The sequence below is a fragment of the Streptomyces sp. NPDC048248 genome (genome assembly GCF_043201875.1).
Lineage (GTDB): Bacteria > Actinomycetota > Actinomycetes > Streptomycetales > Streptomycetaceae > Streptomyces.
In genome coordinates this window covers 1-13,765 of sequence record NZ_JBICZL010000028.1, presented here as the reverse complement: position 1 = coordinate 13,765, position 13,765 = coordinate 1, and the positions used below count along the sequence as shown (strand labels likewise).

Annotated in this window: 13 protein-coding genes and 1 pseudogene; 6 read left to right on the top strand and 8 right to left on the bottom strand. The window is 71.7% G+C overall.

Annotation, left to right across the window (positions count from 1 at the left end):
* Positions 1-71 precede the first annotated feature (71 nt).
* Positions 72-1,676: an alpha/beta fold hydrolase gene (locus ACGFZW_RS35745; protein WP_393897494.1), complete on the bottom strand. Its 1,605-nt coding sequence runs from the start codon at positions 1,674-1,676 to the stop codon at positions 72-74.
* Positions 1,677-1,971: 295 nt separating this feature from the next.
* Between ACGFZW_RS35745 and ACGFZW_RS35740 the strand changes: the two genes are divergently transcribed.
* Positions 1,972-2,787: a class I SAM-dependent methyltransferase gene (locus ACGFZW_RS35740; protein WP_393897493.1), complete on the top strand. Its 816-nt coding sequence runs from the start codon at positions 1,972-1,974 to the stop codon at positions 2,785-2,787.
* Positions 2,788-2,847: 60 nt separating this feature from the next.
* Here the strand turns inward: ACGFZW_RS35740 and ACGFZW_RS35735 are convergent, their stop codons facing one another.
* Entirely contained in the window at positions 2,848-3,243 is a 396-nt protein-coding gene (locus ACGFZW_RS35735; RefSeq protein ID WP_393897492.1) for a DUF2267 domain-containing protein, read from the bottom strand.
* Positions 3,244-3,846: 603 nt separating this feature from the next.
* Between ACGFZW_RS35735 and ACGFZW_RS35730 the strand changes: the two genes are divergently transcribed.
* Genes ACGFZW_RS35730 through ACGFZW_RS35720 form a run of 3 tightly spaced genes read left to right on the top strand, consistent with a single transcriptional unit; the run spans position 3,847 to position 4,904 of the window.
* Positions 3,847-4,266 (top strand): phage holin family protein, encoded by a 420-nt coding sequence (locus tag ACGFZW_RS35730; protein ID WP_393897491.1) that lies wholly within the window; start codon positions 3,847-3,849, stop codon positions 4,264-4,266.
* Positions 4,263-4,640: a DUF3618 domain-containing protein gene (locus ACGFZW_RS35725; protein WP_393897490.1), complete on the top strand. Its 378-nt coding sequence runs from the start codon at positions 4,263-4,265 to the stop codon at positions 4,638-4,640. Before ACGFZW_RS35730 ends, ACGFZW_RS35725 begins: the two co-directional genes overlap by 4 nt.
* 3 nt (positions 4,641-4,643) lie before the next feature.
* Entirely contained in the window at positions 4,644-4,904 is a 261-nt protein-coding gene (locus ACGFZW_RS35720) for a DUF4235 domain-containing protein (RefSeq protein ID WP_393897489.1), read from the top strand.
* Positions 4,905-5,110: 206 nt separating this feature from the next.
* Here the strand turns inward: ACGFZW_RS35720 and ACGFZW_RS35715 are convergent, their stop codons facing one another.
* Entirely contained in the window at positions 5,111-5,410 is a 300-nt protein-coding gene (locus ACGFZW_RS35715; RefSeq protein ID WP_393897488.1) for a hypothetical protein, read from the bottom strand.
* A 179-nt stretch (positions 5,411-5,589) separates the two neighbouring features.
* Positions 5,590-6,627, bottom strand: coding sequence for a glutathione S-transferase family protein (locus tag ACGFZW_RS35710; protein ID WP_393897487.1), 1,038 nt, complete (start codon positions 6,625-6,627; stop codon positions 5,590-5,592).
* A 267-nt stretch (positions 6,628-6,894) separates the two neighbouring features.
* Between ACGFZW_RS35710 and ACGFZW_RS35705 the strand changes: the two genes are divergently transcribed.
* Positions 6,895-7,896: a hypothetical protein gene (locus ACGFZW_RS35705; RefSeq protein ID WP_393897486.1), complete on the top strand. Its 1,002-nt coding sequence runs from the start codon at positions 6,895-6,897 to the stop codon at positions 7,894-7,896.
* Positions 7,897-7,989: 93 nt separating this feature from the next.
* Here the strand turns inward: ACGFZW_RS35705 and ligD are convergent, their stop codons facing one another.
* Together ligD and ACGFZW_RS35695 are read right to left on the bottom strand one after the other, a co-directional pair.
* Positions 7,990-8,961, bottom strand: a complete 972-nt coding sequence (gene ligD / locus ACGFZW_RS35700; RefSeq protein ID WP_393897485.1) for a non-homologous end-joining DNA ligase — start codon at positions 8,959-8,961, stop codon at positions 7,990-7,992.
* 170 nt (positions 8,962-9,131) lie between these two features.
* Positions 9,132-11,423: an MMPL family transporter gene (locus ACGFZW_RS35695; RefSeq protein WP_393897484.1), complete on the bottom strand. Its 2,292-nt coding sequence runs from the start codon at positions 11,421-11,423 to the stop codon at positions 9,132-9,134.
* A 397-nt stretch (positions 11,424-11,820) separates the two neighbouring features.
* On the opposite strand from ACGFZW_RS35695, the gene ACGFZW_RS35690 reads away from it, so the two are divergent.
* Positions 11,821-12,558, top strand: a complete 738-nt coding sequence (locus ACGFZW_RS35690; protein WP_393897483.1) for an SDR family NAD(P)-dependent oxidoreductase — start codon at positions 11,821-11,823, stop codon at positions 12,556-12,558.
* Between the two features lie 324 nt (positions 12,559-12,882).
* Here the strand turns inward: ACGFZW_RS35690 and ACGFZW_RS35685 are convergent, their stop codons facing one another.
* Together ACGFZW_RS35685 and ACGFZW_RS35680 are read right to left on the bottom strand one after the other, a co-directional pair.
* On the bottom strand, positions 12,883-13,200 hold the full coding sequence (locus ACGFZW_RS35685) for an STAS domain-containing protein (RefSeq protein ID WP_393897482.1): 318 nt from the start codon (positions 13,198-13,200) through the stop codon (positions 12,883-12,885).
* Positions 13,201-13,394: 194 nt separating this feature from the next.
* Positions 13,395-13,682 (bottom strand): annotated as a pseudogene (locus tag ACGFZW_RS35680) (hypothetical protein); the annotation flags it as partial.
* Between the last annotated feature and the right edge of the window lie 83 nt (positions 13,683-13,765).

Genomic DNA, 13,765 nt, shown 5'->3' with positions numbered 1-13,765 from the left:
GAACGCGCGAGTGCCGGCCCCGCCCGCAGAGGACGGGGCCGGCACTCGTCGGAGGGCAGGTGCGGCGCGCGTCAGTCGCGAACCGGCACCGTCACATACGACGGGTCGCCCGCCGGGGAGGAGAACGACAGCCGGGCGCCGCTCGGGTTGTGCTCGATGTAGAGCGGGTCGACGGTGTCCACGACGACCGCGAGGCGGTGTCCGGCCGGCACGTCGTACGCGGTGGAGAACAGCTCCAGGTCGACGCCGAAGGGCTGGTTCGGGGTCTTGCCGTGGAAGGTGAACGGCGCGTGCGTGACCAGCTTGCCGACGCCGAGCGGGCCGACGTCGTAGAGGTAGGCGATGCCGGTGCCGCTCTCCGCGGTGCTGGTCACGGTGGTGTGCAACCTCGTGGTCCCGCGCACCCGCTGCCCGCTCTCGTAGCGCTCGGACTGCCAGACCGCGGCAAGCGAGCGGGGCAGCAGCGGGATCGAGGCCATCGGCGGCAGCTTGAGGAACTGATCCAGCATGCTGGACAGGAAGATCAGCCCGCCGTTGGCACCGGAGTCGAGGTTGGCGCTGATCCGCTTGGTGTCGTTCAGCTCGATCCTCCGCTGCGCGGACGGCACCTCCTTCCAGCTCGGGTAGCCCTCGTACGCCCCGGTCGAGCGGGACTTGAGCAGCACCGGCGACTCCCGGTCGATGCCGTTGTCCGCGCCCTTGAGGTAGTGGTCGAACCAGCGCTTGGTGTTGGTCCAGGTGTCGTTGGGCAGCCCCAGCAGACCGAGTCCCTCCGCGGTGGCGTGGTCCCCCGGACGGAACTCCAGCCGCTTGGGACCCTTGAGCTTCTCGAAGAAGTCGGCGTACTGGTTGGGCGGGAAGAGCGAGTCGCCCCAGGCGTTGCCCAGCATGATGGCGGCGCCGTTGTCGTTGATGCGGTCGAGGTAGGTGGCGGGGGAGCGCTTCTTCCCCCACGCGATCATGTCCTCTTCCTTGTCGAGGTTGGAGGCCAGGAAGTCCTTGAGGACGGTCTGGAGTTCCTCGCTGGGGCGCCCGGTGAGCGCACCCGCCCCGCCGAGCATCGCGGTGGCCTGGAGGTGCTGGGTACGGCCGCTGTAGATGGAGCCGATCAGGTCGGCCCAGCCGCTGAGTGCCGCGACCACCTTGATGCGCTTGTCGAACGCGGCGGCCAGCAGGCTGATCCCGGCGCCGTAGGAGACCCCGCCCATGCCGACCTTCTGCGGGTCGGCCGGGGTGTTGGCCAGCGCCCAGTCGATGACCTTCGAGGCATCGGCGATGTCCTGCGGCCCGGCCGTCTCGATCTTTCCACCGGACTGCCAGAACCCGCGTGAGTTGTATCCGACGACCACATAGCCGGCGTCCGCCAGCTTCTTGGCCTGCGCCATGTATTCCACCTGCGGCATCGCCCAGCTGGTGGGCAGCACGATGACCGGGTAGCGCCGGGTGCCGTCCGCACCGGCCGGCGTGAAGACATTGGCCTTGAGGGCGGTGCCGCCGTCACCCGTGATGTCGACGAACTTCACGGACGAGGTGGCGGCCGCCGCGGCGGAGGCGGGTGCCGACGTCACCGCCGCCGCGTCGGCGGTCGCGGGTGCCGTGGTGAGCACCGTGGTGGCGAGCACTGCCGCGGAGACGGTGCCGACGGCGGCGCGCAGAGTCGTGCGGGAGGGCGTCATCTTCTGCTCCAGATCTCGATGCGAATCGCCGGACGCTGTCCGGAGACAGGAGGGGCATCCGTCAACTCGATGTGAATGGAGAGTAAAGTCCGCCTCTTACCCGAGGTAACCCGTCGGTAGGTTACGGGTGGGTAACGTCGTTGCGGTGAGGGGGAGTCGGCGCGGTCGGCTCGCGAGTGAGGTCATGACGCGCCGAGTTGACGTCACGCTCCGTGGGGGGCTCCGACGGAACCGGGCCGCCTGCCCGCTCATCCTTCCCGGTGCAAGGGACCGGAAGAGGCCGGAAGGGGGAGCGGTGCCGCAGACGCCGTTCGACGAGAGTGAGCGCCGCATCTGGGCGGGCACCGCCGAGGCGTACGCGGCCGGGTTCGGCGGGCTCTGCGCCCACCCGGTGCCGCGGCTGCTGGATGCCGCAAAGGTCGGCGCCGGGATCCGCCTGCTGGACGTCGGGACGGGCACCGGGGCCGCCGCGAAGGCGGCCGGTGCCCGCGGTGCGCGGGTGACCGCGGTGGACGCAGAGCCCGGTATGGCGGCCGGCGTCGCGCGTACCCTCCCGGATGCGGCGGCCCTGATCGCCGCCCTGCCCCAGCTGCCTTTCCGCGACGGCGCGTTCGGGGCCTCGGTGGGCAACTTCGTCCTCAACCACGTCGGGCGCCCCCTGGCGGCCCTCGGCGAACTGCGGCGGGTGACGCGGCCGGGCGGCCGTATCGCGCTGACCATCTGGGCGGCCCCCGGCGCACCGGGGCAGGCGCTGCTCGGCCGCGCCCTGCAAGCGGCCGGCGTGACCCGCCCGCCGCACCTGCCGGCCCTGGCCGCCGAGGACGACTTCCCGCGCACCGCCGACGGCTTCGCCGGACTGCTGCGCGCCGCCGGCCTCACGGACGTGCGCTGCCTTCCGCTGCGCTGGGACCACCACGCCACGGCGGAGGAGTGGTGGCGCGGGCCGGCCGCTGGTGTGGCGACGATCGGCCGGATCGTGACCGCTCAGCGCCCTGAGGTGATCGAGCGGATCAGAGGCCACTTCGTCGAGCTGAGTCGTGAGTTCACCGGGACCGACGGCCGTCTGGTGCTGCCGCACGCGGCGCTGCTGGCCTCCGGGCGGGTCCGCTGACGCACACCCGGAGGCCCTGCGCGGGCCGCCGTCGTCACGCGGCGGCGGGCGCGGATGCGGTCAGGCCGGTTCCGGCCTGCCGAAGAGCAGGTCGTAGCCCGGTGGGAGCTGGAGCAGAATGCGGCCCATCAGCTCCTCGTCCGCCGCGTCGGCCACGACGCTCAGCACCGCGCCGACATCCCACTTCGCCGTCTCCTCGGTGGCTCCGTCGACCCATGCCGCCGTCGCCCGCACGAACCGCTGTGCGTCGAGCGGCTCGGCCGCCGGCAGCGGGTCGAGCAGTATCAGGGTGCAGGTCTCCGGAAGCCGGGCGGCCAGCTCGGACCTCTCGGAACCCACCACATGCGCTCCCAGGAGCGCGAGTACCACGCGGGTGACCCGCTCCGCCTCCTGCTGTGAGGGGTATTCGCCGCGTTCCTGGACGGCCGACAGGAACGCTTCCCACTTCATCACCATCTCGGGGCTCCCCTTGGTCTTGCGGACACTGCACGGTGCGAGGGGGCGTGACGGCCTGTGGCAGGCGGCGGGCGCCGTGGCCGGGCCGGCCGATCGGGGGCGGTTGCGCTCGGATCCAGGACCTCGCCGAGGAAGAGCCGGCGGTCGAGGCCCCCGGTCGGCCGCTGGGTGATCAGCTTCCGGCCGGCTGCTCCGTGGCGGGCACCTGCGGCGTCAGCCGGTCGAGTTCGCGGAAGGGCTCGGCTCGCGTGAGCACCATCGGTCACTCCCTCGCGGATGCACGATGCACATGGCGACACCACGTATATAACTCTCCCCGGCAGAGTTGACAAGTGTCGACCCGGAGTGGCCGTGGCGTGCGCTTCCACCCGTTCGGCCGTAGCCACCCGGACGGTCGCAGGGCCGTCGGGACCGGTGGGAACGCCGCCCCGGGCACCCCGCAACGGCCGGGTGCGCTGGCCGGTGCGGACACGGCGGGAGACCCTCGTGCCGAGGGCCTGCGGCGGGCATCGGGCGGGCGACGATCCCTGTCGGGCGCGCGGGGTTACCGGCCCGATAACGGGTACTCGGGTGTTTCCCAGGAACGGTAGAGAGGTGAGAACAGTGAGCCACTCCACTCACCACCACCCGAACGGCACAGGTGCGCACTCAGTGGGTGAGTTGGTCCAACAAGCCTCCGAGCAGCTCTCCACCCTCGTCCGCCAGGAAATGCGGCTGGCGCAGGCGGAACTGACGCAGAAAGGCAAGCGCGCCGGGATCGGCGGCGGCATGCTCGGCGGCGCGGGGGTGGTCGGCTTCGTGGCGCTCCAGGCGCTGGCAGCTGCCGCCATCGCCGGGCTCGCGCTGGTGGTGCCGGTCTGGGGTGCCGCTCTGATCGTTGCCGGGGCTCTGCTCGTCGTGGCGGGCGTACTCGCGCTGGCAGGCAAGAAGGAGGTCGGCCGAGCGGTTCCGCCGACCCCGAAGCAGGCGATGAGCAGTGTGAAAGCCGATGTCGAGGAGATCAAGGGAAGGGCACGACGATGACGAGCACTCCTGACTCGGGCGGTCCCGACGCGCAGAGCCCGGAGGAGCTGCGCGAGCAGGTGCAACGCACCCGGGAGCACCTCGGCGACACCGTCGAGGAGCTGGCCGCCAAGGCGGATGTGGCGGGCCATGCCAAGCACAAGGCGGCCGAGGTACGGGACCGGGTCCAGCAGAAGGCGTCCCAGGCCGCGCATGTGGTCCAGGAGAAGACCGCGCACGTCTCCCACACCGTCCAGGAGAAGACTCCGGAGCAGGTGCGGGTCGCCGCCGAGCGAACGGGGCCCCGCAGGTCCGGGGCGGTCCTCGCGGCAGGTGCGGCGGTGCTTGTGGCGTTCCTGTGGCTGCGGGGGCACCGCGGCGGGAAGAGGTGCTGACCCATGGTGAAGCTGCTGTACAAGCCGCTCTCCTTGCTGTTCGGGGTGCTCGGCGGTGTGGTGGCGGGCGCCATCTTCAAGCAGCTGTGGAAGCTCGTGGCCGGTGAGGACGACGCTCCGGACGCCACCGACGAGGACCGCCGCTGGCGCGAGGTGCTGGCGGCGGCCGCGCTGCAGGGCGCGATCTTCGCCGCGGTGAAGGCCGCCGTGGGCCGCGGGGGCGCCGTGGGCGTGCGCCGGGTGACGGGCACCTGGCCGAGCTGACGCGTCGAACGCGGGAGATCAAGCAGGCGAAAGCTGCCGGTGCCCCGGCGACAGAACTCTGCCGCCGGGGCACCGACTTTCGTACGGGGCCGGGCGCGGGCCTGCCGAGGCGCCGTGCCGACGCTCGAAGTGGTCAGCGGGAAAGGGCTGTCGATGTCCGGCGGCGGTGAGTGGCGTGTGCTGCGGCGGGGTGGAGCAGGGGCGGGTCAGCTGCCGCTCATCAGGTCCCGGAGACCCGAGCGCAGGTCCTCGACGTTCATCACCGGCTGGAGGGAGATCTTCGCGTTCAGCTCCATGAAGAACGATTCGAGCAGGACCGGCATCTGCCACGCCTCCTGCATGTCGAAGTAGAAGAACGCGGCGCGGTCACCGTCGTCGAGGGTGAAGTAGGCCGCCTCGGGCTTGAGTTCGGCCAAGGCCGACTCCAAGACCTTCTGGAGCTTGCCGCCCTTGATCGCTTCATTGCCCGCGTCGGTCGGTATCCGCGCTTTGAGAACCATCCTCATCGAGCTCACTCCTCGCGCAGTCGCGGTCGACCGGAGCTCGGGGCGCTCGGCGCGCTCGCGGGAAGGACCGGCCGCACCGTTCTCAGGATCTCACGGCCCGGACGTGCCGGATAATCCTCCGCGCGCCGGGCCGCTCCTCCCGCGGCGTTCCGCGCGCGGACGCGGGGCCGTGAACCAGGTCAGGGGCGTCCGGACGGCGGGACCTCCTCGCCCGCCGGCACCGGCCCCGGGGGAGTGCCGTCACCGAAGGGCCTGCCGCCCAACTCCTCGCGGTAGTGCGGGGTCAGCCAGCCGTACATGTCCGGCCCGAGCGGGACGATGCCGTTCGGATTGATGCCGGTGTGCACCCGGTAGTAGTGCTGCTTGATGTGGTGGAAGTCGACGGTGTCGCCGAAACCCGGCGTCTGGTAGAGATCCTTGGCGTACGCCCACAGCACCGGGTCCTCGGCCAGCTTGAAGCGGTTGCACTTGAAGTGGCCGTGGTAGACCGCGTCGAAGCGGACCAGCGTGGTGAACAGCCGGATATCGGCCTCGGTGATGGTGTCGCCCACCAGGTACCGGCGCTGAGCCAGCCGGTCGGACAGCAGCTCAAGCCGCGTGAACACCTCCCGGCAGGCTTCCTCGTACTCGCTCTGCCCGGTGGCGAACCCGGCGCGGTACACCCCGTTGTTGAGGTCCCGGTAGACCGCGGCCATGACCTCGTCGATCTCCGCGCGCAGCGGCTCCGGATACAGGTCGGGCGCCCCCGGCCGGTGCAGGGCCGTCCACTCGGTCGCGAAGTCCAGGGTCATCCGGTGGTAGTCGTTGGTGACGAGTTGCCCGCTGGGGACGTCCACGAGGGCCGGCACGCTGACCCCGTTCGGATAGTCCTTCTCGCGCGCGTCGTACGCCTCGCTCAGGAAGCGGATGCCCAGGACCGGGTCCCGGCCGTCCGGGTCCAGGGTGAAGCGCCAGCTGCGGTCGTCCTGGACCGGATCGGCGATGGCGAGGGTGAGCGCGTCCTCCAGGCCGAGCAGCCGCCGGGAGATGACCGCGCGGCTCGCCCAGGGGCAGGCGCGGCTGACCGCCAGTCGGTAGCGCCCCGCCTCGACCGGCCAGCCGTCGCGGCCGTCAGCGGTGACGCGGTCCGCGAAGTGGCTCTTGGACCGCTTGAACGGTTTGCGGCCGTACTCCGTGTTGCCGTCCGTCCTGGTGTCGCTGTCGGTGGGCCGGCCCATCGCCCGCTCCTTTCCCGTGCGCGGATGCTCGACGCGTGCTGCTGGACGTGTCCTTCTGAGCTGTTCCCTGTCTGTGAGCCTTCCTGGACACGCGGGGGTATGCCACCGGGCCGACGGCGGGGTACGGCTCGGCGGGGGCGGGGATTTGTCCGGAGCGCGGGATATCGTCGCGGCATTTCCGGGGCTCGTGGACGCAGGACGCGATTCTTTACGAAGGCAATAATCGTCACCGGCCGGTAACCTCGCGGGCGGCCCTACAATCGACCGATGATCAAGAAAGTATTCGGTGCGGCCCTCGCCGGCGCCGCGCTCCTCATACCGGCCGTGAGCGTTACGGCAACCGCCAACCCCGGGCCCTCCGGAATTCCGGCATCCGGAATTCCGTCAGCCGAAAGTCCGGACAGGTCGAAGACTGTCCCGCAGGACGCGAAATGGCAGCGCGTGGGTGACGGCATCACCGCGGGAATCAGTGGCCTGGCGGCAGCCGGGCGGCACGGCGCCGCCGTCGACACGCTCGCCGTGCGCGACAACAAGAAGCCCGGCGAGAACCGCCTGGTGGCCGTGCGGTACAGCCCCGACGCGAAGCCGCGGGTGCGCGAGGTGACCTGGCGCGGCGAGCAGCCGGTGGACCTGGAGGCGATCGACGCCGTGCCGGGCCGCGACGGTTCCTATGTCGCCGTTTCCAGCAGCGGTACGGCATATCACATCCAACGGGAAATCCAAGGGGACGGCAGGGAAGGGGACACGGTGCGCGTGGTGCGCGCCACCCGACTGCCCGGCGTCGCCGCCGACGACAATTACGAGGGATTCGCCCTGATCGCCGCACAGGGCACCATTGCCGCGGTCTGGGCGGATCGCGGCCAGGATGACCGCCCCGGCAAACTCACGGCGGCCGAATGGAATCCGCGTACCCACACATTCGGGAAGCGGGATTCCAAGGAATTCCGGGTGCCCTACCCCACCAAGGACGTGCGGCATATTTCCGATGTGAAGATCTCCGGCTCCGGCGCGCTGACCGTCTCCTCGGCCTCCGACCCGGGCGACGACGGACCGTACGACTCCGCGCTCTACGACGCCGGCCGGGTCCTGATCGGCCGTGACGGGGACGTCCGCCTGTCACTGTCCGCCGCGCCGCACCGGCTCGCCACCTTCCCCGGGCACAAGATCGAGGCGTTGCTCTGCCTGCCCCGCTCCCGCGAGGGGATTCTCGGCACCGACGACGAGAACGACGGCGGGTCGCTCACCTCTGCGGCGTTCTGCCGCCCGTGAGCCCAGGCAGCCGAGGGGCAGCCGTCCCTGCCTCGCGGCTGCGCGTGCGCGCCGGCACCTACGCGCACGGCTCGGCCCGTGCCTTCGCCCGCCTCAGCCGAGACGGGTCAGATCGGGGCGCAGCCGGTGCCAGACCGGGTGCCGCAGCCGGCCGGCCGATGTCCAGCCCGACAGGGTGATCTCGGCGACCAGCCGGGGCTCGACCCAGTGCGCGTCGGGCAGGTCCACGGGGTCGGCGAAGGGGGAGCGGGGGCGCGCGAGGACACCCAGATAGTCCGCGAGGTCCCGGCGTTCCCGGTCGGACATCCCCGATCCGACGGACCCCACGTAGCGCAGCCCGGTCGGCTCCTCGACGCCGGCCAGCACCGCGCCCGGCAGCCCGCCGAGGGCGCCGTGGCCGGCCACCCAGCCGCCGATGACCACATCGAGCGTCATCACATGCTTGGTCTTGCGCCACTCGGGTGAGCGGACCCCCGGCGTGTAGAGGGACGTCAGCCGCTTCGCCACCACGCCCTCGATGCCGCCCCGCAGCGACGCCTCCCATGCCTCCTGCCCGTGTCCCACGACGTGGGCGGGCACCGACCAGTTCTTGCCGCGAAGGCCCAGCCCGGAGAGCAGAGCGCGGCGCTCGTGGTACGGCGTGCCGAGCAGCGACCCGCCCAGGTACATGATGTCGAACAGCACCAGATGCACGGGGTGCTCCATCGCCAGCCGGGCCGTGCGGCGCGGGTTCACCACGCCCATCCGGCGCTGCAGCAGCCCGAAGTCGGGGCGTCCCCGGGCGTCCAGCACCACCACCTCGCCGTCGAGTACCGCGGGGCGCCCGCGCAATTGTGCGCCGAGGGGCCCCAGCTCGGGATAGGTCGAGGTCGCGTCGTTGCCGGCCCGGGTGACCAGCCGCACCGTGCCGTCACCGGAGGTGTTGACGACGCAGCGGGCGCCGTCCCATTTGGCCTCGAACGCCCAGGCCGCCTCCTCGCTCCCGGCCGGCAGCGGCGCGACGGTGGCCAGCATCGGCCGGATCACGGGGTAGGGGACAGAACCACCCTCGGCGGTCGGAGCCATATGTCGATGATCGGGCGCGGCACGGGCAGGCGCAGTTCGGCGGAAGCCGGGCGGGCCCCTTGGTCGGGACGCCCCGCCCGGGGGGCTCTCGGAGTTCTTCTGCGGGCTGCACAGAGGGCGTTCGGACCGCACCGTGCGATCGGGTGGACCGTGTGGGCGGCCCCCCCGGCTCATCCCTCGCCGGTGCGCTTCCCGGCCTTCGGTGCCTGGGTCTCCTCGCCCTCGGTGTCGATGTGCGGCAGGATCCGGTCCAACAGGCGGGGGGTCCACCACGCCGCCCGGCCGAGCAGCGTCATCACCGCGGGGACCATCAGCAGCCGGACCACGGTGGCGTCGATCAGCACACTCACGGCCAGGCCCAGGCCCAGCATCTTCACCACGATGTTCTCGCTGATGATGAAGGCAGCGAAGACGCTCACCATGATCAGCGCGGCGCAGGTGATGACCCGCGCGGTGATCTCCAGGGCATGGGCCACGCTCGCCTTCGCGTCGGCGGTACGCAACCACGCCTCGTGCACCCGCGACAGCAGGAAGATCTCGTAGTCCATGCTCAGCCCGAAGACGATCGCGAACATCATCATCGGCACGTAGCTCTCGATCGGCACGGTTCCGGAGACCCCGAGCTCGGGTCCGCCCCAGCCCCACTGGAAGACGGCCACGACCACCCCGTAGGAGGCGGCGATCGACAGGACGTTGAGCACCGCCGCCTTCAAGGCGACCAGCAGACCGCGGAAGACGATCAGGATGATGAGGAAGGCGAGGGCGACGACCACGGCGATGATCAGCGGGAGCCTGCTGGAGACGATGTCCAGGAAGTCCACCTGGGCCGCGGTCGTGCCGGTCACATAGCCGTGCGCGGCGGTGCCCCGCACCGCCTGCGGAAGTACGTCGTCGACCAGGTGGTTGGTCAGGTGCGTGGTCGTCTCGTCCTGCGGTGCCTGCGTGGAGTACGCGGTCCCGACGAGCGCGTCGCCGTCCGGGGTGGCCTTGAGCGGGGTGATGGTGGCGGCCCCCGGCACATTCGTGAGCGCCTTCCCGGCCTGCGTCGCCAGCGCCGCGCGGTTCGCCTGCGGCACCCCTGACTGGTCGATGACCAGTGTCAGCGGCCCGTTGGAGCCGGGGCCGAACGCGGACGACATCAGGTCGAAGGCGCGGCGGTCGGTGAACGACTTCGGATCGGCGCCGTCGCCGATGTGGCCCAGCTGGATGGAGAAGACCGGAATGGCCAGGACGGCCACGACGGCCACCCCGCCCGCCAGGAACCACCACGGGCGGCGCTCCACCCGCTGCGCGTACCGGTGCCAGGTGCCGCTCTCGGGGGCGCCCGGCGCGGCCCCCGTCTCCGCGACGGGCTTGCGGACCCGGAGGCGGTCGATGTGCCTGCCGATCAGTCCGAGCAGCGCGGGCACCAGGGTGAGTGCGCCGAGCACCGCGGAGACCACGGTGACGGCCGCCGCCACACCCAGCTTGGAGATGAAGCTGACACCGGAGACGGAAAGCCCGGCGAGCGCGACGATGACCGTGCAGCCGGAGACGAGGACGGCCCGGCCGCTGGTGGAGACGGCACGTCCGGCGGCGCCGACCGGATCGGCGCCGTCGATGAGGTGCTGCCGGTGCCGGGTGATCAGGAACAGCGCGTAGTCGATGCCCACGCCGAGGCCGATCATCGTGGCCAGGGTCGGCGAGACGGTGGCGAAGGTGAACGCGGCGGCCACCAGTCCCAGCGCCCCCAGCCCGCAGACGACGCTGAGCAGCGCGGTCACCAGGGGCACCGCGGCGGCGAGGACGCTGCCGAAGCCGATCAGCAGGACCAGGATCGCCACCGCGAAACCGATCAGCTCGCTGATCCGGTCGTTGGCCTTCGGACGGGCCAGTTCGCCCAGCGTTCCGCCGTACTCCACGTCGACACCGGCGGAGCGCAGTGGCTGCACGGCCTTGTCGACGCCGTCGAGATAGCCGGAGCCCAGGGTGGAGGGCTGTTTGTCGAAGCGGATCGTGATGTAGCCGGTTTTGCCGTCCGCGGAGAGCGGGCCGACGTTCGGCGTGCCGGGCGGCAGTGCCGGAGGCTTGGAGCCGGGCGGGGGCAGCGGGCTCTGCGCCGACAGGACGTCCGGCAACGTGCCCAAGGAGGTGACGGCGCCCGAGATCTGGCTGCTGAAGGCGGTGAGCGGCTGCGCGCTGTCGTGCAGCACGACCTGGCTGTTGTAGCCGCCGGCCTTGGGGTCGTGCGCCCGGAGTACGTCCAGGCCCTTTTCCGACTGGGTGCCGGGGAGCGTGAAGTTGTCGGAGTAGCCGCCACCGTAGGCGTGCTGGAGAACCTGGAGCCCGACCAGGGCGGCCAGCCACAGTGCGATGACGACCACGCAGTGCCGCGCACACCACTCACCGAGGCGTCCCAGCCGGCCAGGGGAGCGCGCGCCGCCGGGCGGTGTGGGGCTGCTCGGAGTGTGCGGCAACGGCATGGGCGCTCCCGACGAGGACCGGCGCTCGACGGGCCGCCGCGGTCTGGTGGTGCTCGTGCGGGCGCCTCCCGTGGGAGCGTCCGGCATGAGCGCATCGGACACTCTGCATTCAAAGCCCGTTCGGCGACCGTGGCACGCCCACGCGGTGAGACGGGTGGTGGTGCACCCGCCGGAACGCGGTCCGGCCCCGACCTCCCGCAGCTCCGTTTCCTGACGCCGGACCTCGGTCGCCCCCGCCTTCCCACGGTTCCTTACGATCATGGGGATCGCCTCCGGGCGGAACCGCGCAGCGCGTGCGCCCGTCGCATGAGGCGGCACCGGACGATCCGACGCGACGTGAGGCAGGCATATCCGTGAGCAATCGACACGCTTCGTACGCTGGGCCGGAGGCCGGCCTGTGAGCCGGGCGGTGCTGGTGACCGGCGCCTCGCGCGGCATCGGACGGGCCGTCGCCGAGAGGTTCGCCGCACACGGCGACCGGGTCGCGCTGCACTACGGCTCCCGCCGCGAGGCGGCGGAGGAGGCCATCGCCGCCCTGGAGGGGAGCGGACACGTCCTCGTCCAGGGCGATGTGGGCACTCCGGAGGGTGCGGCGGCCGTCGTCGAGGCGGCTGTGACGCGTCTGGGCGGGATCGACGTGCTGGTCAACAATGCCGCCACGAATGTGGCCCACCCCTTGGACCGGACGTCCTTCGAGGACTGGCACCTCGCCTGGCGGCAGATCGTGGACGTCAACCTGCTGGGCGCGGCCCATGTGAGCTACGGGGCTGCCCGGAACATGATCGAGCGCGCGGTCGAGGGCCGGATCATCCACATCGGGTCGCGCGGTGCGTATCGCGGCGAGCCGGATCATCCGGCCTACGGTGCGACCAAGGCGGCCCTGCACGCCATGGGCCAGTCGCTGGCGGTCCATCTCGCGCCGCACGGCATCGCGGTCGCGTCGGTCGCCCCCGGGTTCGTCGCGACGGAGCGGGTGGCGGACCGCATCACGGACGGGGTCCGGCAGCAGAGTCCGTTCGGACGGGTCGCCTCCCCCGAGGACGTGGCGGCCGCCGTGCACTATCTCGCCTCGCCCGAAGCGGTCTGGTCCTCCGGCACGGTCCTGGACGTCAACGGGGCGTCCCACCTGAGGTGACGGTGGCGGGAAGACCGCAGACCGGCGGACCGGAAGCCGGGAGTCAGGAAAAGGGAAAGCCCCGGCCGAACGGGGGAATTCGGCCGGGGCGTCCAGGGCGCGGGTGCTGTCGCGGTGGCCTCGCGGGGAGGCCCGACGGGCAGGCAAACCGCGGGGGAACGGTTGCGGCCCGTGGGTACCGGCGTGACGGCACCCGCTTCCAATTGAACGATAAACCATCGAGTGGCGTTCCGGCGAAGGGGGTGGCCCCCCTCACGCGGGGGCGGGGGAGCGGCTCCCCGGCCGGGCCGCGGCGCCGCTCGCCGGGCGCCGTCCGTGCCGCCGTCAGGCCTGGGCCGGTGAGCTCACCTGGCGGAAGAGGTTCTCGACGCGGGTCTGGGCGAGAAGCCTGCGCAGCCGGTGGTCGGTGATCACGAGGGTGACGCTGCCGCCGGTCGCCAGCAGCCTGCGGGCGGTGGTGACCAGCGGGTCGAGGCCGGTGGTGTCCATGAAGGTCACGTTGCGCAGGTCGACCAGGATGCGGTCCCGGGTGGCGGCCGCCGCGGTGAGAGCCGCGGAGACGCGCGGTGCGGTGAGGACGTCCTGCTCCCCCTCCAGCGTGACGATGGCCGGGCCGTCGTGGTTCACGGGGGTGGCGGTCAAGGGGTGTCCTTCCGTGCCGATCCGGGCTCCGTGGGTGGTGGTGCCGCTGGATCACCAGCCTAGAGCTGCCGAACGGACAGACGGAAGTAAATCAGGCCAAAAGAGACATAGGTGACATTCCTGCTGGCGCGGGTGCGGCGAGGGGTGCGTCCGGCCGACGCGTCAGCGGTGCCCGGTGCCGCTGCCCACGCGCCTCAGGCCCCCGCCCGGTGACCCTTCGATTCGACCGGCGTGATCGCGGCCTTGGTGACGTCCGCGACGAGCTCGACGACATCGGGCCCGTACGCCTGGGAGTTGACCACCTTCAGCAGCAGGCAGAACTGGCCGTCGGCGCCGTGCTTGCGGGCCAGCCGGGCCCGGTTGCGCACCAGGTGGCGGACCGCGGCCCGATGGGTGACCGGGCGCTGGCCGGCCGCAAGGAACACCGGCCGGTCGCCCTCGCCCGCCCGCAGCCGCGCCAGCAGGACGTAGCGGCGTGACCCCCGCGGGCGCCCGGTGCCCGCCCGCCGGTGGGGCCGCATAGGCTGGTGCGATGCAGGAGCAGTACCGGACTCTCGCGCGCGAG